Raw genomic sequence first — 19,563 nt, forward strand, 5'->3', positions numbered from 1 at the left:
CGCCCACACCCCCTGGGCCCCGCCCGCCGGCTCGCTGACGCACGCCCTCACCCCCTGGTCCCCGCCCGCCGGCTCGCTGACGCTCGCCCTCACCCCCTGGTCCCCGCCCGCCGGCTCGCTGACGCTCGCCCTCACCCCCTGGTCCGGTCTTGAAGAGCACGGAGCCCGGCTGGATGGCGAAGGTGGCGCCACGGGCTCCGCGATAGGCGAACCCGTCGCCCTCGCGGACGCCGATGTGCGACAGCAGGCCTGCCAGCAACGAGCGGTGGACGGCGTCGGGCTTGGCGGGCTCCCGGTTGCGATGCATGTCCATGTCGCCCGTGACCCGGCACAGCTGCGTCACCAGGTCCTGCCACTCGCGGATCCGCAGGTAGTGGAGGTGCTCGGCCCGGCAGAGCCTGCGGAACTGGTTGCCCGAGCGCGCATCCCGCTGCTCGCGCACGTAGCGCCACAGGTTGAGCCACGTCAGGAAGTCCGACCCCTCGGCGGCGAAGCGCGCGTGGAGCGCATCGGCGCCCTGGCGCGCATCGGTTGGGCGCTGCCGTGGATCCGGGATCGACAGTGCCGCGGCGATGATCGTGACCTCGTTCAGGCACGCGTTGCGGTCGGCCTCGATCAGCATGCGTCCCAGACGCGGGTCGACCGGAAGGCGGGCCAGCGTGCGTCCGACCGGTGTGAGCGACGATCCGTCGTCGCGACCACGCCGTCCGCGACCTCGGCCCCGGTCTCGGTGGTGGCGTGGCGGCGACGCCCCATCGAGGTCGATGGCACCCAGCTCGTGCAGCAGCGCCAGCCCGTCGCGCACCTGGCGTGGATCCGGCGGGTCGAGGAACCCAAACGCGGCGATGTCGCCCAGGCCCAGCGCCGCCATCTGCAGCAGCACGGACGCGAGACTGGTGCGCAGGATCTCGGGCTCGGTGAAGCGCGGTCGCGCCTCGAAGTCCTCCTCGTTGTACAGCCGGATGCACACGCCATCGGCGGTGCGGCCACAACGGCCCTTGCGCTGGTCCGCCGACGCCTGGGAGATCCTCTCGATCGGCAGGCGCTGGACCTTCAGGCGCGCGCTGTACCGGGAAATCCGTGCGTACCCGGGGTCGATGACGTAGCGGATGCCGGGCACCGTCAGCGAGGTCTCGGCGACGTTGGTCGCCAGCACGATCCGTCGCCCGCTGTGCGGCTGGAACACGCGCCGCTGCTGGGCGGTCGCCAGCCGCGAGTACAGCGGCAGGATCTCGGTGTCGGCGAGCTTGAGCTCCCCCAGCGCGTCGGCCGTGTCGCGGATCTCACGCTCGCCGGACAGGAAGACGAGGATGTCACCCGGGCCCTCCGATCCCCGCCCACCGGCTCGCTGGCGCTCGCCCTCACCCTCCGTCCACAGCTCGGTCACCGCGTCCGCGATCGCCTCCGTCTGATCACGCTCGACCCACGCGTCGTCGTCGCTGTCGTCTGCGGGCGGCTCGTCGAGGGGCCGGTAGCGCACCTCCACGGGGTACATCCGTCCGGACACCTCGACGATGGGGGCGTCGTCGAAGTGTCGCGAGAAGCGCTCGGGATCGATCGTCGCCGAGGTGACGATGACCTTCAGATCCGGTCGGCGCGGCAGGAGCTGGGCGACGTAGCCGATCAGGAAGTCGATCGTCAGGCTGCGCTCGTGCGCCTCGTCGATGATCAGCGTGTCGTAGGTCGCCAGCGCGGGGTCGGACTGGATCGAGGCCAGCAGGATCCCGTCGGTCATCACTGAGACCAGCGTCTGGTCGCCGATCCGGCGGTTGAAGCGGAACTCGTAGCCGACCGGACCCCCGACCTCGACCCCGAGCTCGTCGGCGATGCGGTCGGCCACCGTGCGGGCCGCGATGCGCCGCGGCTGGGTGTGCCCGATCATCCCGCGCACGCCACGGCCGAGCTCGAGGCAGACCTTGGGCAACTGGGTCGTCTTGCCCGAGCCGGTCTCGCCGGCGACGATCACGACCTGGTGGTCGCGGATCGCGGCGGTCAGATCGTCGATGCGCGCCGAGATGGGCAGCTCGGGCGGGTAGGTCACCGACGGCACGGCGGCGCGTCGCCGTGCGACGTGCTGCTCCGCGCGGTCGATCTCACCCGCCACCGCCGCGAGCGCCTCGGCGCGGGCTTCACCGTCGCGCCGGCGCACGCGGTCGAGCCGCCGCCGCAGCCGGCGCTCGTCGCGCAGTGTCAGCTGCGGCAGGCGCGCACGCAGATCGGCGACGGCGGGGCTCACGACGGGTCCATTGCTGGGTTCGGTGCGATCGGTCGCGACGACGGTAGCCGCCTGCGGCCGCGCTGTACCGGCCGCCGGCGGAAACAGTCATCCTGGAGCCATGATGGAACCGGCCGTCGACGACGTGGCGCCCGACGGCTCCCCGGTGCCCGTCTATCTGGCGATGCCCGCGCATGACGCGCTCGATCTGGTGCGCGACCAGGTGCCGCCGGGCGGGTCGATGCTCGACCTCGGCTGCGGCGTCGGACGGCTGGCGAACGCGCTGGCCGACGCGGGATTCGCCGTGACCGGGGTCGACATCCACGAGCGCATGCTCGCCCACCTGTCGCCCGCCGTCGACGCGGTCCATGCCGACATCGCCGGGCTGAACCTCGGAATGACGTTCGACGTCGTGGTGCTCGCCAGTCATCTGGTCAACCATCCGACCGATGCCGGCGCGTTCCTCACGACCTGCCGGCGCCACGTCGCTGACCACGGCGTCGTGCTGGTCGAGCGCTTCCACCCCGACCTCCTCGACGCGTTCGATCAGCAGGAGGGCGCCGTCCACGGTGTGCACATCCGCCACGAGGTGCAGACGCGACAGGGCGCGCAGTTCTCCGCCAGCGCCCACTACACGGTCGCCGGGCGGACGTGGACGCAGGACTACGCCGCCGTGCTGCTCGACGACGCGGCCCTCGCCGAGCTCCTGCGGACAGCGGGGCTCGCACCGGACGCGTGGCTGGACGACGACGCCCGCTGGCTGCGCGCCGTCCCTGCGTCGTGATCGGCAACGGGACGGCGGGCCGGGGATACGTCCGTCATCCGGCCGATGCGTGGGGGCTCGGGACATCTGCGAGCGTGTCGCCCCCCGCCCCGACATGTGCCCGGCGAACCTGTACTGCGCAGGCTACAATACGTATATACTGTTGGCACAGCATACGTATGGGAGCCAGTTCATGCGTTCGATCTACGGGTCCAGCGAACGGCCCGTCGAGGACCTGACCGCGCGGGCGCGCATCCGTGACGCCGCGATGGCGCAGTTCGCCGAGCGCGGCTTCTCGGACGCCACCCTGCGAGACATCGCCGACGCCGCGGGCGTGTCGGTCGGGCTCGTGCAGCACCACTTCGGCACCAAGGACGGGTTGCGACAGGCGTGTGACGACCGGGTCCTGCACCTGCTCGGACCGCAGATGGAGCTCATCGAGGAGGCCGCGACCGCGGTCGACCGCCCGGACTTCGCGTCACTGCTCTACGGCAACGACGAGGTGCTCGTCCGGTACGTGGTGCAGATGATCCTCGAGGGGTCCGACGCCGGCAACGCGCTGTTCGACTGGATGGCAGCCAGGACCGAGCGGTTCCTCACACAGGGCCAGCTCGACCTGTTTCCGCGCGGCGATCCGCGCAGCCGCGACGCGGCGACGGTCCTGATGATCATGCATCTGGGCATGGGCGTTCTGCGCGGGCAGCTTTCGCGCCGGCTGGGCGCCGACGTCGCCGAGCCGGCCGTGGCGCCGCGCGTGGGGCTGCTGATCCTCGACGTCTACGCGGCGATGGGGCGCTGGGTGACCTCGGACGTGGGCGGCAAGGCGCGTGCGGCGCTCGCGGCGTACATCCGCCAACTGCGACCACCGACCGGCGAGGAGGGTGATGAGCATGACGACACGTGACGCGATCGCGGTCACGGGGCTCGTGAAGACCTACGGGTCCACGCGTGCGCTCGACGGCCTGGACCTGTCGGTGGCCACCGGCGAGGTCCACGGGCTGCTGGGGCCGAACGGGGCGGGCAAGACCACCACGATCCGCATCCTGCTCGGGTTGCTCCGCGCGGACGCGGGCCGCGCCAGCGTCCTGGGCCACGACCCCTGGTCGGAGGCCGTCAGCCTGCACCGCCGCCTCGCCTACGTTCCGGGCGACGTGGAGCTGTGGCCCAACCTGACGGGTGGCGAGACCATCGACGTGCTGGGGCGCCTGCACGGCGGGGTGGACCGTGCACGGGTCGACCGGCTGTGCGAGCGCTTCGACCTGGATCCCACGAAGAAGGGCCGCACCTACTCCAAGGGCAACCGGCAGAAGGTTGCGCTGATCACCGCCCTGGCCTCCGACGCAGAGGTGCTCCTGCTCGACGAACCGACCGCCGGACTGGATCCGCTGAAGGAGGCCGTGTTCCAGGAGTGCATCCGCGAGGTCCGGGCCGCCGGCCGGACCGTGCTGCTGTCGTCGCACATCCTGGCACAGGTCGAGGTGCTGGCCGACCGGATCTCGATCGTCCGGCGCGGCAGGATCGTCGAGTCGGGGTCCCTGTCGGACATGCGCCACCTGACCCGCACGACCGTCACGGTCGAGACCAACCGCTCCACCGACGGCCTGGCCGCGCTCGTGGGGGTCCACGACGTGCGCCCGGTCGACGGGCAGGTCCGGTTCGAGGTCGACGGCGAGCACGTCGACGCCGTCATGCGGCACCTGGCCGCGTCGGGCATCCGTTCCATCGTGGCGCACCCGCCGACACTGGAGCAGTTGCTGCTGCGCCACTACGGCGACGAGGTCCGCGCCAACGGCGCGCAGGTGGCACCGTGACCGCCGTGACCGCGCGGCGCGCTGACGTCCGCCGTCGTGACCACCTGACCACCGGGACGTGGCGGCTCGTCCGGCTGACACTGCGGCGCGACCGCATCAAGCTGCCGGGCTGGCTGCTCGGCCTGACCGTGTTCGTGTTCTACTTCAACACCGCGCTGCCGATCATCGCCCCGACCGAGGCGGACCTGGCGGCGTTCAGCCAGTTCTCCGCCGGGCCGGTCGGCGCGGTGCTCAGCGGACCTGGCTACGGCTTCGACGCCGGCCTGACCTACGAGCAGTTCTTCGTCGGCACCTACGGGCTGTACTTCCTGCTGGCCGCGGCGCTGATGAACATCCTGCTGGTCTCGCGCCACACGCGGGTCGAGGAGCAGTCGGGGCGCGCCGAGCTGGTCCGGGCCGGGGTCGTCGGTCGCAGCGCCCCGCTGACGGCCACCCTGATCGTCGCCGTCGCCGCCGACGTGCTGCTCGCCCTGCTGCTGGGCGCCGCGACCGCCACTTTCGGCTACGCGCCGGGCGACGCGCTGCTGTTCGGCGCCGGCGTCGGAGCCGTCGGCCTCGTGTTCGCGGCCGTGACCGCCGTGACCGTGCAGATCACGGAGTACTCGCGTGCCGCGTCCGGCCTCGCCGGGGCCGTCGTGGGCGTCGCGTACCTGATCCGCGCGGCCGGCGACTCCCTGACCGAACACGGCAGCCTGCTGTCGTGGTTCTCACCGCTCGCGTGGTCGCAGCAGACCCGCCCGTTCGTCGACGGGCGCTGGTGGCCGCTGCTGCTCTCCCTCGGCCTGGTCGCCGCCACGACCGCCGGCGCCTTCGCGCTGGCCGACCGCCGCGACCTGGGCGCCGGGCTGCGGTCGGCCCGGCGCGGTCCGGCGGGCGCCGCCGCCTGGCTGCGCTCGCCGTCGACCCTGGCGCTGCGCCTCCAGCGTGCCGGCCTGCTGGGCTGGACGGTCGCGCTGGCCGTGCTCGGCCTCACCTACGGCGCGCTGGTCGGACCGATGACCGACACCTTCGCGGACCTGTCGGGTCAGTTCGCAGAGATCCTGGGTGCCACCGATGACGTACTGGACGGCTACCTGAGCTTCATGGCGCTCTACGACGTGATCATCGTCAGCGCCTTCACGATCCTCGCGCTGCACAAGGTGCGCGGCGAGGAGACCAGCGGGCGCGCCGAGCCCGTGCTGGCCACCATGACCGGACGCGTGCGCTGGCTGGGCACGCACCTGCTGGTGGTCTGCGCCGCCGCGGTCACGATCCTGGTCGTGACGGGCCTGGCGTTCGGGATCGGCGCCGCCGCCAGCACCGGCGAGGTCGGACAGATCGCGGAGCTGACCGCGGCGCACGCCGTGCGCATCCCCGAGCTGCTGGTGTTCGCGTCGGTCGGCGTGCTGCTGTACGGCATCGCTCCCCGCGCGTTGCCCCTGGTGTGGCTCGTGTTCGCCTACGCCGTCGTCCTGGCGCTGTTCGGCCAGCTGCTCGACCTCCCGCAGTGGGCGCACGACCTGTCCCCGCTTGACCACATCGGCCGCATGCCGCTCGAGGATGCCGGGGTCACCCCCGTGCTCACGCTGTGCGCCGTTGCGGCGGCGACGGCCGCGGCGGGTCTCGTGGCGTTCCGACGCCGCGACCTGACGGTGACCTGAACCGACCGGCGAAGCACCCCGCTGACCGGACGTATCCTCAGCACCACCGCCGGGATGCGCTCGTGGAACGACGGCGCCCGCGCGGTGCACCGTGAAGGCCGCGGAGGGACGTCCGATTCAGTCGCCGGCGGTGTAGAACGCCTCCATCCTGCGCCGCATCTCCTCGTCACTGACGTCCTCGACGTGCTGTCCGAGGCCCCACGTGTGCCCGAACGGATCGCGTACGCGCCCCGAGCGGTCGCCGTAGAACTGGTCCTCGAGCGGGAACACCACCTCGGCTCCCGCAGCCAGCGCGCGCTGCCAGAGCGCATCGACGTCATCGGTGTAGATGAACAGCGCGGCGGTGGAGCCGCCGAGCGTCGTCGGGGACTGCGTCGGCCCGCCCGGCCACTCGTCGGCCAGCATGATCACGCTGTCGCCGAAGCGGATCTCGGCGTGGCCGACCGACCCGTCGGGTCCGGTCATCCGGGGCCCGATCTCGGTCGCGCCGAACGCGCGCTCGTAGAACGCGATCGCGTCGACGCACGGCGTGCAGACCAGCGAGGGTGTGACCGTGTGCAGGTGCTCGGGCACCGGTTGGGCGGTCATGATGCGCTCCAGTCGTTCGGTCGCCATGAGCCTAGGCCGCCGCCGTCCAGTGGCGCACATCCGTCGACTGGCCCAACCACTGCTCAGTGGTTGCGCAGAGCGTCGATCAACTCGTCCTTGTCCATCTCGGACCGGCCGTCGATGTCGAGCTCCCGGGCGCGCTCGTACAGCTCGTCGCGGGTCCACTCCTCGTACGGTCCATCACGGCCTGATCATCGGCTGCGCAGCTGCCGGGCAAGCTCGCGACTGCGCGCAGCGTCGGCGGCGGTCGCCTCGCGTCCCGCGTAGCGGATCGCGCACACGAGCCCCGCGAGCTCGTCCAGAGCGGCCGCCCCGCTCCTGGTCGCATGTGCGAGCACCGTCTCCGATGACCGGCGTCGAGCGGACGGCGGCAGGCGCCGCTGCACCTGCCGGTAGTCGTAGAGGATCGCTGCCTCGGGGTCCCGGGGGCGGCGGCGCAGCAGCCGGGTCCACGCTGGTGGCGGGGCGCGCACGCCGACGTCGTCGGGGGGTGGCGTCCGCGCGGCCAGGACCTCGTCGGGGGCGTCGACGGTCGTCCTGTCGCGTCGGAAGGCGAACAGCGAGCGCAGGAACATCAGCAGCGACATGCCGTGCCCGGGTCGCACGCGACGCTGACCGCGACGGCGCCTGACCGGACCGATGACGATCGCCAATGCGAGCGCCAGCAGTGCGGCGATCTGCCAGATCACGCGCCGGGATGGCGGCGCCGGAGCGGACGGTGCCGACGCGGGCGAGCCGGCCGTTCCGTCCAGCAGATCGAGCTGCACCGCCGGCATCTGCGGCAGGGCGGCGCGCAACGCGCTCTCGGCGCCTGCGGCGAGCGCGATCGCCGCGACCGCGACCAGCAGCACGGTCACACCGAGCACCGGCAACAGCGTCCGCGTCCAGCCGTCGCCGTCGGGAGGCCCGGTCATCGCCGCGCGGGCGCGCAGCACGTAGGGGCGTGCGCCGACGACCATGGCGAACGCGACCAGCACCCACGCGACACCGATCCATGCCGGCGGCGGCACCAGGCCGTCCGCCGCCCACGCCAACGTGACGATGCCCGCGACGACGAGCACGCCCGTCAGTAACGCCCCCATCAGCGCCGCGTCCGCGCTGCGGTGCGCCCGCACCGTGCGCAGCGGATCGGCCTGCCTGCGGTGGATGCGTCCAATGGACCGTCCGGCGAGAAACGCCGTGATCAACAGCACCGATGGGACGGCCAGCGGCGGCCCACGGACAGCCGGCGCTCCGGTGCCCGACACCACCATCGTCAACGCCGCGACGCCGACCAGCACGACGCCGCGCAGCACCCGCAGCACCATCCGCCCCACGATGCCGCCGCGACGGTCGGTCGCCTCCACGCCGACCCGTGCACCCCACGCCGCGGCGATCCCGACCGCCACCGCCAGCACCGGCGCGGTCAGCCACGGCACGGCCGCCTGCACCGCCACCCACCCGAGCAGCCCGATCGGGACGGATGCCGCCACCAGGGAGGCACGCGTCACCGCAGCGGGCGGATCGGCGGGGCTCACAACGGCAACCGTTGCAGCGCGCGATCGGCCGCCACGGCCACGCAATGCGCCCCGGCGACGTGGGTCGGCAGACGCGACTCCCACTCGACGCCGCTGCCGACGCTGGTGACCACGACCGCAAGACCACGACGGCTCGCCTCCGCGACGGCCGGGCCGAGCGTCTCGTCGACGATCCCGGTGACCACGACCACCGTGGTGCCCGCGTGCAGGCCGCGCACCGCGCCCTGCACGAGCGCGTCCAGCGGCACGGCGTCGTGCAGACCGATCCGGGCGAGCGTGTCCAGCATCGTGTGCAGGTGGCGGTCGCCGCCGCGCACGGGCCACCGCCGGCTCTCGGCCGCACCGTCGTCGCGGGTGGGCCATGAGAGGACGAGCCCGGCCTGCTGCCGTGCGGCGATCATCGTGTCCGCCAGCAGCGATGCGGCCGTGCTGATCGCCGCCTCGGCGACCGGGGGACGACCGCGCCGCTGATAGCCGTCGGTCCGCAGGTCGAGGCAGACCAGCAACTCCCGGGCGGCGGCGCGCTCGGCCTCGGTCCGCATCAGGCGCCCGACCCTGGCGGTCGCCGGCCAGTGGACGCTCGACAGCGGGTCACCACGCTGGTAGTCACGCAGTCCCACGAGCGCGGTGCGGTCGAAGAAGAGCGAGCGGGGGTGGGACAGCTGGGCCAGCGGCGAGCGGGACGGCAGGTCCAGGCGCCGTACCGGCGCCAGGCGCGGCACGATGACGGTCGCACCCCGCCACGTTCCCACACCGTGCGGTGCGGGCAGGCCGAGTGGGTCGGGCGCTGTCCACGTCAGCTCGGACGGCCCGTGGACGCCGCGGGCACCCGCGACGAACGCGACGGGGAACCGCCGGCGCCGGCGGCCCCGCAGGCGCAGGACGAAGCTGAACGCGTGCGGTTCCGCCGCGGCCGCCGGCAGCCGAAGATCGACCTCGAGCCAGGGCACGGGCCATCTCGAACGGTTCTCCACGGTCAGCGTGCCGGTCACCGTCGCGTCCGGCTGCACCCGCGGCGGCCCGTCCCATGTCACCGACACGCCCCGCTGCACGTCCGCCGACCACCGCCACGCGATCGCGCCGACGGCCCACAGCGTCACGCTGATCAGCGCGTTGCCGGGGATGGGCAGCCCGATGACCAGCAGCCCGACCAGCACCAGCCCGATCCGGGGTGACATCGACGCTCAGTCGTCACCGGTGCCGGGCACCGGCACCTTCGCGATGATCTCGCGCACCACGTCGCGGCTGTTGCGCCCGCGCACGTGCGCGTCGGTCGACAGCACCAGCCGGTGCGCCAGCACGGCGACCCCGACGTCCTGCACGTCATCGGGCAGCACATGGCCGCGACCGCGCAGCGCCGCGAGCGCGCGGACGACCCGTTCAAGCATCAGCATGCCACGCACGCTGGCGCCGAGCGCCACGTCGTCGTGCTCGCCGGTCGCATCGCAGACGTCCATCAGATAGTCCTCGACCGGCGCGGACAGGTGCACGGCCGCGACCTCGTCCCACACCACCGTCAGGTCGTCGGGAGCGACGACCTGACGGATGCCCGCCACCGGATCGTGGTCGCGGTGGCGGTGCAGGATCGTCCGTCGCGCCTCGCGTGCCGGGACACCCATCTCGATGCGCAGTAGGAACCGGTCGAGCTGCGCCTCGGGGAGCGGGAACGTCCCGGCGTGCTCGATCGGGTTCTGCGTGGCGGCCACGACGAACGGCTGCGGCAGGCGGTGGGTCTCACCGTCGACGGTGACCTGGCGCTCCGCCATGGCCTCCAGCAGCGCGGACTGCGTGCGCGGCGTCGTGCGGTTGATCTCGTCGACCAGCACCAGTGAGGCGAACAGCGGACCGGGGCGGAACGTGAAGCGCCCCGTGGACGGATCGACGACGTTGACGCCGGTGACCTGTGACGGCAGGAGGTCGGGCGTGCCCTGCACCCGTCCGGCGCTGAGACCCGTGGCGGCGGCGAGCGCTCTGATCGCCGCCGTCTTGCCCGTTCCCGGCACGTCCTCGATCAGCACATGTCCCTGGCAGAACAGGGCGAGCAGCAGCCGCTCCAGCTGCGGGCGCACACCGACCAGGGCGTCGGCCAGCGCCGCCAGCACCGCGTCTGCGAACGCGGCTGAGGTCGTCGACCGCCCGGCACCGTCAGGTTGCGTGCCGCTCAACCACCCACCCCCGACGTGACCGACGCGTCGCAGCACCGCTTGCGCGCGACATCGATCGGCTGCGGCACGGACGCTCCCCGGGCGGGTGGCTCACTTCGACCAGTACACCACGGCGGCCCCGACCCGTCGACGGCCGCTCAACGGCGGGCCAGACCGTGCAGGGTCGCCTGGATCTCGCCCGCCTCAGCGCTCGCGGGCAGGTCGACGGTGACGTCGAGATACCACTCGCGGTGGTCGGCGGGGTCGAGCACCACCTGCGCCAGCGTCCAGCTGACCGGGTCGGCGTGGTCGAGCTGGAACAGCGCGGGGCCGCGGGCATCACCGGTCAGGACGATCTCGTCGTGCTCGGTGAAGTAGGGGCCGAACGCGTCGGCCAACCGCTCGGCGGACCAGCTGCGGTCACCGGCCTCCGCGAGGTCGGAGGCCAGCGCGTCCCACGAGCGCGCAGCGGCCAGCTGCACCCAACGAAAGGCCCGTGTGCGTACGAGAGTCCGGAACGCGCGCCGATCGGCCGTGATGTCGTGGTCCGCCTCGGGATCGGGGACGGTCACTGCGGCCCTCGCGACGAGCGCCGCGGGGACCAGCGCGTCGTCGCCGGTCACGGCCGCCTGCGCGATCAGCGCCTGCCACTCGTCGACCAGGCTCGAGTCGGTCGCCCGGATCACCGCGGCGAGCCAGTCCAGCAGGTCCTCCACCTCGTCGGTCTTGGCCTCGTCGGGCACCGTGCGCTCGCAGGTGCGCAGGCAGTCGGTCAGGTACCGCAGGAGCCGTCCCTCGCTGCGCTTGATCCCGTAGTGCCGGACGAACTCGGGGAAGTCCATCGCGCGGTCGAACATGTCGGCCACCACGCCCTTGGGCGCGATGTTGCGGTCGCCGATCCAGGTGTTGGTGACCCGCCACCGGTCGAAGCGATCGTAGATGAACTCCGCGAACGGCTGGGGCCAGCGGATCTTCTCGAGCAACTCGATGCGCTGCTCGTACTCGATGCCCGCCGCCTTCATCTCGTCCATGGCCCGGTCACGGGCCTTGTCCTGCTGGGCGTACAGGATCGGCCACGGCTGATCCAGCACGCTCTCGACCAGCGCGAGCACGTGGAGCGGATAGGCGGGATCATGCCGGTCGAGCGTGGGCAGCACGTGAAGAATGAACGGCGCCAGCGGCTGGTTGAGCGCGAAGTCCTCCTGCAGATCGTGGTCGACGACGACCAGGCGCCCGTGCTCGTCGGGAGCGTCGAGTCGCGCGACCACCCCCGCGTCGCGCAGTGCGCGGTACAGCCCGATGGCCCGCCGGATGTGCTGCCGCTGCCGGTCACGTGGCTCGTGGTTGTCGGTCAGCAGATCCCGGGCCGCCACCCACGGGTCGCCCGTGCGGTCCAACAGCTGCAGCAGCATGCCGGGCGTCACCTTGAACGATGACTCCAGCCGCTCGGGCGGCGCCTCCTGCAGCCGCTTGAAGGTGGTCTCGTCGTAGTGCACGAACCCCTTGGGCGGGGCGGCGCGGCGTAGCTTGCGGCGCCTGCGGGGGTCGTCGGCGACCTTGGCCAGCGCGGCCTCGTTCTCGGCGACGTGCTCCGGCGCCTGGCAGACGACCAAACCGTGCGTGTCGTAGCCGGCGCGGCCGGCGCGACCGGTGATCTGATGGAATTCGCGCGCCGTCAGCAGGCGGTTCTCGGAGCCGTCGAACTTGTAGAGCCGCGTGAGCACGACCGTGCGGATCGGCAGGTTGACCCCCACGCCGAGCGTGTCAGTGCCCGACACCACTCGCAGGGCGCCCTGCTGGGTGAGGCGCTCCACGACGCGGCGGTACCGGGGCAGCATGCCGGCGTGGTGCACGCCGACGCCGTTGCGCAGCAGCCGCGCGAGGTCGCGCCCGAAGCCGGAGGCCAGCCGGGCTCTGGCGAGCTCGTCGGCGACGGCCTCCTTGCGTTCGTCGGACAGCTTCTTCGTCACCGACGTGATCGCGTTGGCCTGCGCCACCGCGTCGGCCTGGCTGAAGCTGACGATGTACAGCGGCGCCGCGTCGCGGTCCAGCAGCGACTCGATCGTGTGGTGCAGCTGGCTGCGGGCGTACTCGAACGACAGCGGTACCGGCCGCTGCGCGTCGGTGACCACGGCGGTGGGGCGCCCGGTGCGTCGGGTGAGGTCCTCGGCCAGTGCGGTCATGTCGCCCAGCGTCGCGGACAGCAGCAGGAAGGCCGACCGTGGCAGGTTCAGCAGCGGCACCTGCCAGGCCCAGCCGCGGTCCGGATCGCCGTAGAAGTGGAACTCGTCGAGCACGACGGTGCCGACGTCGGTGGCGGCGCCGCCGCGCAACGCCACGTTGGCGAGCACCTCAGTCGTGGCGCAGATCACCGGCGCGTCGGCGTTGAACGACGAGTCGCCTGTCATCATCCCGACGTTGGCCGCCCCGAGCTCGCGACAGAGGTCGAAGAACTTCTCGCTGACCAGCGCCTTGACCGGTGCCGTGTACCACGAGCGCGCGCCGCCGGTCACCGACCGCGCGTGGGCCGCGAGCGCCACCAGCGACTTGCCGGAGCCCGTCGGCGTCGACAGCACCACGTTGCTGCCGGTCAGCAGTTCGAGGATCGCCTCCTCCTGGTGGGGGTAGAGCGTCATGCCGCGCTCGGCGGCCCACGCAGTCATCGCGTCGAGCAGCGTCTCGACGTCGGAGGACGCATCGGAGAGGAATGACGACAGCGGTGCGGCGGTGGGCATGGGCGCCCAGTGTGCCCGACGTGCGACGTCCGTCCGGCTGGCGGTCGACGCCGCGCGCTCATGCCCACCGTTCAACGCGCCTGGATGCGCCATCCATGAGACCGAAAGTTCAAACTTCTGTGTCGGCGGGCGCTGCGTCGTGGCCGGGTCATGACCTATGGTCGTCAGACAGCGCTGCCGGGGTGGTGCGCAAGTGCGGGAGGTCCAGAGCGCATGTCCACGTCGTCGACCGCAATGACGATGCTCGACGCGCTCGAGCGTCTGGGCGACCCAGACGCTTCGGAGGGACCCGACCTGCGCGCCGCCTTCGACGAGGCGACGACCGACGCGAACGCCGACGACGTCCTCGCCACGGCACCGCCGACCGTCCACGCGGCGGTCGCCCGCGTCTGCCTGCTGACGGCCGCGGGGCGCGACGAGGAGGTGCTGGCGCTCACCCACGGCGTGGTCGCCGTCGACGACCTCAGCGCCGTGCTGGTGTGCTGCCGGGCGACCGCGCTCGCCCGCGTCGGCATGACGGCCGGTGCGGACGACGCGTGGAAGGTGCTCAACGGGCGGCACCGTCACGCCGACGTGCGCGCGCTGGCGCGCCACCAGCGGGACACCACCGCCCCGCCCGCTCGGCCCGTCGGCGCCTGACCCGCCGAGGGACGACGCCGGATCGCATCCCCGGACGGCGGCGCGGAACGTCAGGTGTAGACGCGGTCGATCATGGTGAACGCCCCGAGCTCGTGATCGGCGATGAAGAGCTCGTGGTCCCGGCGCACGCGATCGGCGGCCTCCTCCGCGAAGCGGACGATGTCGTCGATGAACAGCTCGCGGTTGCCGACCGCGTCCATGATCTTGGGTTCGATGTCGTGTTCGAGCTGGCCGACATCGTCCGACAGCGCGTGGGCGTGGGCGAGCGTGCGCCCGCAGATCTCGGCGTAGCGCATCCACTGCTTCTTGGACAGGTCGTCCAGGGCGATGTCGTCGCGGTACGGGGCGCGCTCGCGCGACATGAAGCTCATGCCCTCGAACTCGATGTGACCGTAGAACACGTCGCCGCGGACCAACTGGACACCGTGCGCGTACGCGATGCGGTCGGCATGGCCGTCGAACGCGTACTCCGACGGCGGGACCAGCCCCGCCATCGCCGACCGACGTGCCTGCTTGAACTCGATGACGAGATCGTCGCTGCCGTCGGCCCGAGGGCCCTCGATCAGCAGGTAGTAGCGAGCGAGTCCGAGTGACGCCGTGCCCGCACCCTTGCGCTCGGCGACGTCCTTGACGCGCAAGTCACCGGCACGCGGCGGCACGTCGACGTCGTTCTCCTCGACGAACCGGTCGATCAGGGCCTGGAACTCGTCGCGGCGGCTGGAGATAGGCACGAGCTCGTCGTCGGCGCGGAACCCGCGGCCGAACTCGTCGTGGTGATCGTCGGCCAGCCACTGCGCGCGGTCCTGCTTGGCGCCCTTGATGAGCTTGCGGATCAACTTCGGCGCGTTGTCGAGGCGGATCTGATGTTCGTGTTCGACAGGGTCCTCCGCGTACTCCGCGATGCCCTCGATGTAGCCGCGTACGAACCGCTCGGCGATCCTGCGCTGGCGCTTGGCGCCGTGGTCGCCCTCCTCCTCGGCGGCGAGCATGAATCCGACGGCGCCGCGCTTGAGGTCCCACGTGAACGGCGCGTAGTAGGACTCGTCGAAGTCGTTGACCCCGAAGATCGGCACGTTGTCCGCACTGGGCATGACGCCGAAGTTCTCCGGGTGGACATCGCCGAGCGTCAGCACCGTGGGCATCCACGCGTCCTCGCCGGCCAGGTCCCGGTAGAACAGCAGGCACGTACCGCGGAAGAACGCGAACAGCGAGTCGGCCAGCTCGTCGAACTTGACGTCCGCATCCTCGTGCCCGGTGGCGATGCGCGTCTGATGGTCCTCGCGCAGGGTCTGACGGACGTGCAGCCGCCGGTCGTTGCCGCTGAGGATGCGCGGCAGCATGACCAACTCACCGCGTGCGCGCGCCTCCGCCAGCGCCTTGAACGCCTCGAAGCGCGACGCGGTGGTCGGGTCTTCGCCGGCCGCGTCGGGCGCCGCCGCGTCAACGGCCTCCTCCATGGTCTGCTCGTCCACGTCCACGACGTCGCTGCGCTGTGGTCGGGCCTCGGCAGGCGCCTGACCGTCGGAGGCACCGCCATCCCCACCGGGCGAGCCGTCGTCCGCACGGAGGGCGGCGATCAGCTCCTCCTTGCTCATGGACGAGCGTCCTTCGATGCCGCGCTTCTTGGCGAGCTTGTACAGCTCCTTGCGGGTCGCGGCGTCCAGTGATGCGGTGTCAGAAGTCATGCACCTCTGCTACCCACCGAGAGCGTGAACCAACACGCGTGAACGCCGCATGCCGCCAGCACCTCCACATGCCCGACGCCGCTGATCCCCGTCCCCGCGACGCCGCGCCGACCTCCGTGCCGCACCGGCCACCAGGCAGCCCATAGTCGAACATATGTTCTATGCTGGGCGACAATGGCATTCGTCCGATGGCACTACCGTCGCGGGATCTATGTCCGGTCCCACCACCGCCGGCTACGACCGAGGCCCGGACCGGACCAGTCGGCACTGCTCCCAGCGCTCTTCGGACCCGTACAGACTGCGCCGGCACGCGCGCCCGAGTCCGTCGTGGACCCACTCCCGGCGCTGCCGGTCCCGGGACAGCGCAGCCTGCCACTCGGCGCGTGAACGGCCGGCGCCATGCAGCCTCAATGTGCTGGCCCGCAGACGTGGCGACCGGCGTCCCGTCAGCCTGCTCCCGGATCGGGACCGGGATCACCGCCGGCGGCACAGACGGCCAACCGCGCCAGGTAGTGGACCCAGCCCACCCGGTGCATGTCCGCGTGGTCGGCGGGCATGTCGCGATGGGTCAGCCGGATCAGCGTACCGTCGCCGTCGTCCTCGAGGTCGATCTCGACGACGGTCGAGCCGGGCGGCAGGTCGGGCAGGTCGATCCAGCCCCAGGTGAACACGACCCGCTTGTGGGGCACGAGTTCGACGAACTGACCCCGCGCACACATGCCGTTGCCCATGCGCACCCGGAACAGTCCCCCCGGGTGTGCATCGATCGTGGCCTCCTCACCCTGCCACCGCGCCCACCGCTCGGAGTCGGTCAGGTACGCGTAGACGGCAGGCGGCGCGGCGTCGACGTGACGCTCGACCACCAGCGGCGACGGTTCAGCGGCCATCTCGGTCCTCCGTGAGGTCGGCCTCGATCGCCCCGGCCAGATCGTCCAGCGTCTGACGCCACATCTGCTCCAGCGCGGGTCGAAGCGGCCCGAGCCGGTCCTTGTCGGTGCGGTAGTACCGCCGGTTGCCCTCGCGCCTGACCGTCACGTAGCCGGCGTCCCGCAGCACGCCGAGGTGCTGGGAGACCGCGCCGAACGTGACGTCGAACCGGTCGGCGATGTCGCCGGCCGACAGTTCGCCGTCCCAGACGAGCCGCAGGATCTCACGACGTCGGGGTTCCGCGACGATCTGCCAGGCGTCCATACGCCGCATTTTAGTCCACCTTGAAGCAGCGCAATCCATCCATTACATTACCCTTCGCTAAAGTAGCTACAGGAGGATCTCCCCATGGGTGACTACGCCGTCCGCATGCAGTTCGACATCGACGCCGAGCCCGAGGCGGTGATGGAGGCGCTGACGACGTCCGCGGGCGTCGAGGGCTGGTGGTCCCGCCCCGTCGACGGGGCGCCGGGCGAGGACGGTGGCGAGTTCCGCATCTCGTTCCCCGACGTTCCGCAGCCGTTCGCGTTCGCCGTCGAACGCGACGAGCGGAGCGTCGCGTGGCACACGCAGGCCTTCCCGCCGTGGTGGGCTGACACGACGATCCGGTGGCAGGTCGAGCAACCCGACGGCGTCGAGGGCACGCGACTGGTGTTCACGCATGAGGGCTTCGATCCCGCCAATCCCATCATCCCGGTCATCACGCCGGCCTGGGCACAGTTCATCTTCGGGCTGCAGGATCAGGTCGAGCAGCAGGCGTGACGGTGTCCCGGCGACGTGGCTGGGTCGGTCGATGACCTCGGCGGTGGACGGCTGACAGGTGGGCGAGGGCCGTTGAGATGTGGGCATCCGACGCCCATGGCCCGGTGAGGCGACAGCAGCATGCTGGCCCCTGTCCACACCGAACAGGGAGCACCGTCGTGTCGCACATCGAGTACCACGTCGCCACCGTCATGGCCGACCGCCGGCGCGAAGCTGACGCGGCGCGCCGGCCGGCCGTCGTCCGCCAGAAGCCGCGCTGGACAAGGAGCGGACCACTGCGCCGCGCCCGCCTCCGCCTGCGCCTGGCATGATCCCATCCCCCCGTGACCCCCTCCCCCACCGGAGGGGGTCACGCCGTCTGCGGCCCTCCGACCGCAGCGTCCGGGACGAGAGGGCGGCCACGTACCGCATCCTGATCACACGGGTGCCTGCCTACGGAGGTGGGCACATGGGCGCGTGATCTGGGCAACCGGCGCCCATGGCCGCCCGACCACGACACCTCAGTATGTGGACTGCCGCCACGACGAGGAGCCCACCGCCATGTCACACTTCGAGTACTACGCAGCCGCCGTCATGTCCGACCGCCTGCGTGAGGCCGAGGGGGCCCGCCGCCGCGCCGCCGCCCGCCGCCCGCGCCCGTGGGCACGCCGCCGGCCACGGCTGGGACTTCGCCCCCGCCTTCGCCTGGCCTGATCCGACGACCCCTCCCGGTTGAGGGGTCGTCGCCGTCTGCGTCCATCTCGGAGTTTGCGTGATATCTTAATTGCGTGAGTGCTGAACCAGCTGACGTGGCGGCAGACGACATCGCACTGCGCGCGATCGCACATCCCGGTCGGCGACGCATGCTGCGGCTGGTGTGGGACGCCGAGCGGACATCGACCGATCTTGCCGAACGGACCGGCATGTCGCGCCCGGCGACGAGCCAGCACCTGCGGGTCCTGCGTGACGCGGACCTCGTCGATGTGCGCGTCGACGGCAATCGCCGGTGGTACCGGGCCGATCGGCGGAGCCTCGCCCGCATCCGCGTGCTGATCGAGGCCTTCTGGGACGACCGGCTCGCTGCGCTGCAGGCCGCAGCCGAGGCGGAGGCGCAGCGCCGTGCCTGACGTCGTCGTGCGGCGCAACATCGCCGCGCCGCCGGAGATCGTGTTCGCGATGTTCACCGATCCGGCCTTGCTCGTCCGGTGGCTGGGTGACACGGCCGAGCTCGACCCGGTCCCCGGTGGGGTGTTCCGCTTCACGCTCGCCGACCAGGACGCGTGCCGCGGCCACTTCGTCGAGCTCGACCCGCCGAACCGTCTGGTCTTCACGTGGGGGTGGGAGCGCGCCGAGGCGATCCCCGTGCCGGCCGGGTCGACGGAGGTGACGGTCGAGCTGACCGCGACCGATCACGGCACCCACGTGACGCTGACCCACCGGGGCCTCGACGGCGACGCTGCGACGCTGCATTCCCACGGCTGGGACCGGTTCCTCGCTCGGTTGCGCGCGGTCGTGGGTGGCGCCGAGCCGGGACCCGATCCGTGGCACGAGCAGCCGGACGACGTGCTGGCCAGGATTCCCAACGAACCATCGGCCTGACGAACCACCCACGCAAGGGATCACACAGGAGCGCCCAGGTGGAGCTGTCCGCGACGCAGACGATCAACAAGCCGGCTGATGAGGTGTTCGCCTTCGTCGCCGACGCGACCAACAACCCCCGCTGGCAACGTGGCATGCGGCAATGCGCCTGGACATCGCCGCCACCGATCGGGGTGGGTTCCACCTACCGGCAGGAGGCGCGGTTCCTGGGACGCGATGTCGTGACCGAGTTCGAGGTCGTCGATCACGATCCGGGGCGCTCGATAACCATCCGGTCGACCAGTGGACCGTTCCCGATCCGCGTTCATCGGGCCGTGAAACCGGTCGACGCGTCCACGAGCCAGGTCTCTGCAGCGATCTCCGGTGATCCCGGCGGGTTCTTCCGGTTGGCCCGCCCTCTCGTCCAACGCCTCGCACAACGGTCGGTGACCGCCGACTACCGGCGCCTCAAGGCCCTGCTCGACTCCGCCTGAGTCGTCGGCGGGACCACCGTCGCCGATGATCTGGCAGATGCCGCGTGCTTCGAACCGTCGGCCGT

At 71.7% G+C, this 19,563-nt stretch carries 20 protein-coding genes; 11 read left to right on the forward strand and 9 right to left on the reverse strand.

The window, feature by feature from the left end; translation table 11 throughout:
• The coding region (hrpA, locus tag VFZ70_07255) for an ATP-dependent RNA helicase HrpA (protein HEX6255596.1) at window positions 1-2,236 on the reverse strand (2,236 nt) is incomplete at its 3' end.
• A gap of 100 nt (window positions 2,237-2,336) precedes the next feature.
• Here hrpA and VFZ70_07260 point away from each other — a divergent pair.
• From VFZ70_07260 to VFZ70_07275, 4 genes are all read left to right on the forward strand, one after another.
• On the forward strand, window positions 2,337-2,999 hold the full coding sequence (locus tag VFZ70_07260) for a methyltransferase domain-containing protein (protein ID HEX6255597.1): 663 nt from the start codon (window positions 2,337-2,339) through the stop codon (window positions 2,997-2,999).
• 172 nt (window positions 3,000-3,171) lie between these two features.
• Window positions 3,172-3,882, forward strand: a complete 711-nt coding sequence (locus VFZ70_07265; GenBank protein ID HEX6255598.1) for a helix-turn-helix domain-containing protein — start codon at window positions 3,172-3,174, stop codon at window positions 3,880-3,882.
• On the forward strand, window positions 3,869-4,789 hold the full coding sequence (locus VFZ70_07270; GenBank protein HEX6255599.1) for an ABC transporter ATP-binding protein: 921 nt from the start codon (window positions 3,869-3,871) through the stop codon (window positions 4,787-4,789). Before VFZ70_07265 ends, VFZ70_07270 begins: the two co-directional genes overlap by 14 nt.
• On the forward strand, window positions 4,786-6,429 hold the full coding sequence (locus tag VFZ70_07275) for a hypothetical protein (GenBank protein ID HEX6255600.1): 1,644 nt from the start codon (window positions 4,786-4,788) through the stop codon (window positions 6,427-6,429). The genes VFZ70_07270 and VFZ70_07275 overlap by 4 nt, the downstream gene beginning before the upstream one ends.
• 117 nt (window positions 6,430-6,546) lie before the next feature.
• Here the strand turns inward: VFZ70_07275 and VFZ70_07280 are convergent, their stop codons facing one another.
• From VFZ70_07280 to VFZ70_07300, 5 genes are all read right to left on the reverse strand, one after another.
• On the reverse strand, window positions 6,547-7,017 hold the full coding sequence (locus VFZ70_07280) for a VOC family protein (GenBank protein HEX6255601.1): 471 nt from the start codon (window positions 7,015-7,017) through the stop codon (window positions 6,547-6,549).
• A 212-nt stretch (window positions 7,018-7,229) separates the two neighbouring features.
• Window positions 7,230-8,510: a hypothetical protein gene (locus VFZ70_07285; GenBank protein HEX6255602.1), complete on the reverse strand. Its 1,281-nt coding sequence runs from the start codon at window positions 8,508-8,510 to the stop codon at window positions 7,230-7,232.
• Window positions 8,511-8,551: 41 nt separating this feature from the next.
• Window positions 8,552-9,733: a DUF58 domain-containing protein gene (locus VFZ70_07290; protein ID HEX6255603.1), complete on the reverse strand. Its 1,182-nt coding sequence runs from the start codon at window positions 9,731-9,733 to the stop codon at window positions 8,552-8,554.
• Window positions 9,734-9,739: 6 nt separating this feature from the next.
• The gene (locus VFZ70_07295) at window positions 9,740-10,720 is read right to left on the reverse strand and encodes a MoxR family ATPase (GenBank protein ID HEX6255604.1); all 981 of its coding nucleotides are present in this window, start codon (window positions 10,718-10,720) and stop codon (window positions 9,740-9,742) included.
• Window positions 10,721-10,857: 137 nt separating this feature from the next.
• Window positions 10,858-13,434: a DUF3516 domain-containing protein gene (locus tag VFZ70_07300; GenBank protein HEX6255605.1), complete on the reverse strand. Its 2,577-nt coding sequence runs from the start codon at window positions 13,432-13,434 to the stop codon at window positions 10,858-10,860.
• 213 nt (window positions 13,435-13,647) lie between these two features.
• Between VFZ70_07300 and VFZ70_07305 the strand changes: the two genes are divergently transcribed.
• Complete coding sequence (locus VFZ70_07305) at window positions 13,648-14,073, forward strand: hypothetical protein (GenBank protein HEX6255606.1); 426 nt, start codon at window positions 13,648-13,650, stop codon at window positions 14,071-14,073.
• Window positions 14,074-14,123: 50 nt separating this feature from the next.
• Here VFZ70_07305 and VFZ70_07310 read toward each other — a convergent pair whose 3' ends face one another.
• From VFZ70_07310 to VFZ70_07320, 3 genes are all read right to left on the reverse strand, one after another.
• On the reverse strand, window positions 14,124-15,758 hold the full coding sequence (locus tag VFZ70_07310; protein HEX6255607.1) for a DUF2252 family protein: 1,635 nt from the start codon (window positions 15,756-15,758) through the stop codon (window positions 14,124-14,126).
• A 446-nt stretch (window positions 15,759-16,204) separates the two neighbouring features.
• Window positions 16,205-16,645, reverse strand: coding sequence for an SRPBCC domain-containing protein (locus VFZ70_07315; GenBank protein HEX6255608.1), 441 nt, complete (start codon window positions 16,643-16,645; stop codon window positions 16,205-16,207).
• Window positions 16,635-16,958 carry a metalloregulator ArsR/SmtB family transcription factor gene (locus VFZ70_07320; protein ID HEX6255609.1) on the reverse strand — a complete coding sequence of 108 codons (324 nt, stop codon included), beginning with the start codon at window positions 16,956-16,958 and terminating at the stop codon, window positions 16,635-16,637. The genes VFZ70_07315 and VFZ70_07320 overlap by 11 nt, the downstream gene beginning before the upstream one ends.
• Before the next feature lie 75 nt (window positions 16,959-17,033).
• On the opposite strand from VFZ70_07320, the gene VFZ70_07325 reads away from it, so the two are divergent.
• The 6 genes from VFZ70_07325 to VFZ70_07350 all read left to right on the forward strand — a co-directional run bounded on the left by VFZ70_07325 (window position 17,034) and on the right by VFZ70_07350 (window position 19,498).
• Window positions 17,034-17,447 (forward strand): SRPBCC domain-containing protein, encoded by a 414-nt coding sequence (locus VFZ70_07325; GenBank protein HEX6255610.1) that lies wholly within the window; start codon window positions 17,034-17,036, stop codon window positions 17,445-17,447.
• 158 nt (window positions 17,448-17,605) lie between these two features.
• Entirely contained in the window at window positions 17,606-17,758 is a 153-nt protein-coding gene (locus VFZ70_07330; protein ID HEX6255611.1) for a hypothetical protein, read from the forward strand.
• Between the two features lie 229 nt (window positions 17,759-17,987).
• The gene (locus tag VFZ70_07335; protein HEX6255612.1) at window positions 17,988-18,140 is read left to right on the forward strand and encodes a hypothetical protein; all 153 of its coding nucleotides are present in this window, start codon (window positions 17,988-17,990) and stop codon (window positions 18,138-18,140) included.
• 95 nt (window positions 18,141-18,235) lie between these two features.
• On the forward strand, window positions 18,236-18,553 hold the full coding sequence (locus tag VFZ70_07340; protein HEX6255613.1) for a metalloregulator ArsR/SmtB family transcription factor: 318 nt from the start codon (window positions 18,236-18,238) through the stop codon (window positions 18,551-18,553).
• Window positions 18,546-19,025 (forward strand): SRPBCC domain-containing protein, encoded by a 480-nt coding sequence (locus VFZ70_07345; GenBank protein HEX6255614.1) that lies wholly within the window; start codon window positions 18,546-18,548, stop codon window positions 19,023-19,025. Before VFZ70_07340 ends, VFZ70_07345 begins: the two co-directional genes overlap by 8 nt.
• Before the next feature lie 38 nt (window positions 19,026-19,063).
• On the forward strand, window positions 19,064-19,498 hold the full coding sequence (locus tag VFZ70_07350; protein HEX6255615.1) for an SRPBCC family protein: 435 nt from the start codon (window positions 19,064-19,066) through the stop codon (window positions 19,496-19,498).
• The last annotated feature ends 65 nt before the right edge of the window (window positions 19,499-19,563 follow it).

This window comes from Euzebyales bacterium, assembly GCA_036374135.1.
Lineage (GTDB): Bacteria > Actinomycetota > Nitriliruptoria > Euzebyales > JAHELV01 > JAHELV01.

Bases quoted from the DNA above. Each gene is read 5' to 3' on its own strand.
- VFZ70_07260 (HEX6255597.1), top strand. From the start codon at position 2,337: ATGATGGAACCGGCCGTCGACGACGTGGCGCCCGACGGCTCCCCGGTG.
- VFZ70_07265 (HEX6255598.1), top strand. From the start codon at position 3,172: ATGCGTTCGATCTACGGGTCCAGCGAACGGCCCGTCGAGGACCTGACC.
- VFZ70_07270 (HEX6255599.1), top strand. From the start codon at position 3,869: ATGACGACACGTGACGCGATCGCGGTCACGGGGCTCGTGAAGACCTAC.
- VFZ70_07280 (HEX6255601.1), bottom strand. From the start codon at position 7,017: ATGACCGCCCAACCGGTGCCCGAGCACCTGCACACGGTCACACCCTCG.
- VFZ70_07290 (HEX6255603.1), bottom strand. From the start codon at position 9,733: ATGTCACCCCGGATCGGGCTGGTGCTGGTCGGGCTGCTGGTCATCGGG.
- VFZ70_07300 (HEX6255605.1), bottom strand. From the start codon at position 13,434: ATGCCCACCGCCGCACCGCTGTCGTCATTCCTCTCCGATGCGTCCTCC.
- VFZ70_07305 (HEX6255606.1), top strand. From the start codon at position 13,648: ATGTCCACGTCGTCGACCGCAATGACGATGCTCGACGCGCTCGAGCGT.
- VFZ70_07310 (HEX6255607.1), bottom strand. From the start codon at position 15,758: ATGACTTCTGACACCGCATCACTGGACGCCGCGACCCGCAAGGAGCTG.
- VFZ70_07315 (HEX6255608.1), bottom strand. From the start codon at position 16,645: ATGGCCGCTGAACCGTCGCCGCTGGTGGTCGAGCGTCACGTCGACGCC.
- VFZ70_07320 (HEX6255609.1), bottom strand. From the start codon at position 16,958: ATGCGGCGTATGGACGCCTGGCAGATCGTCGCGGAACCCCGACGTCGT.
- VFZ70_07325 (HEX6255610.1), top strand. From the start codon at position 17,034: ATGGGTGACTACGCCGTCCGCATGCAGTTCGACATCGACGCCGAGCCC.
- VFZ70_07335 (HEX6255612.1), top strand. From the start codon at position 17,988: ATGTCACACTTCGAGTACTACGCAGCCGCCGTCATGTCCGACCGCCTG.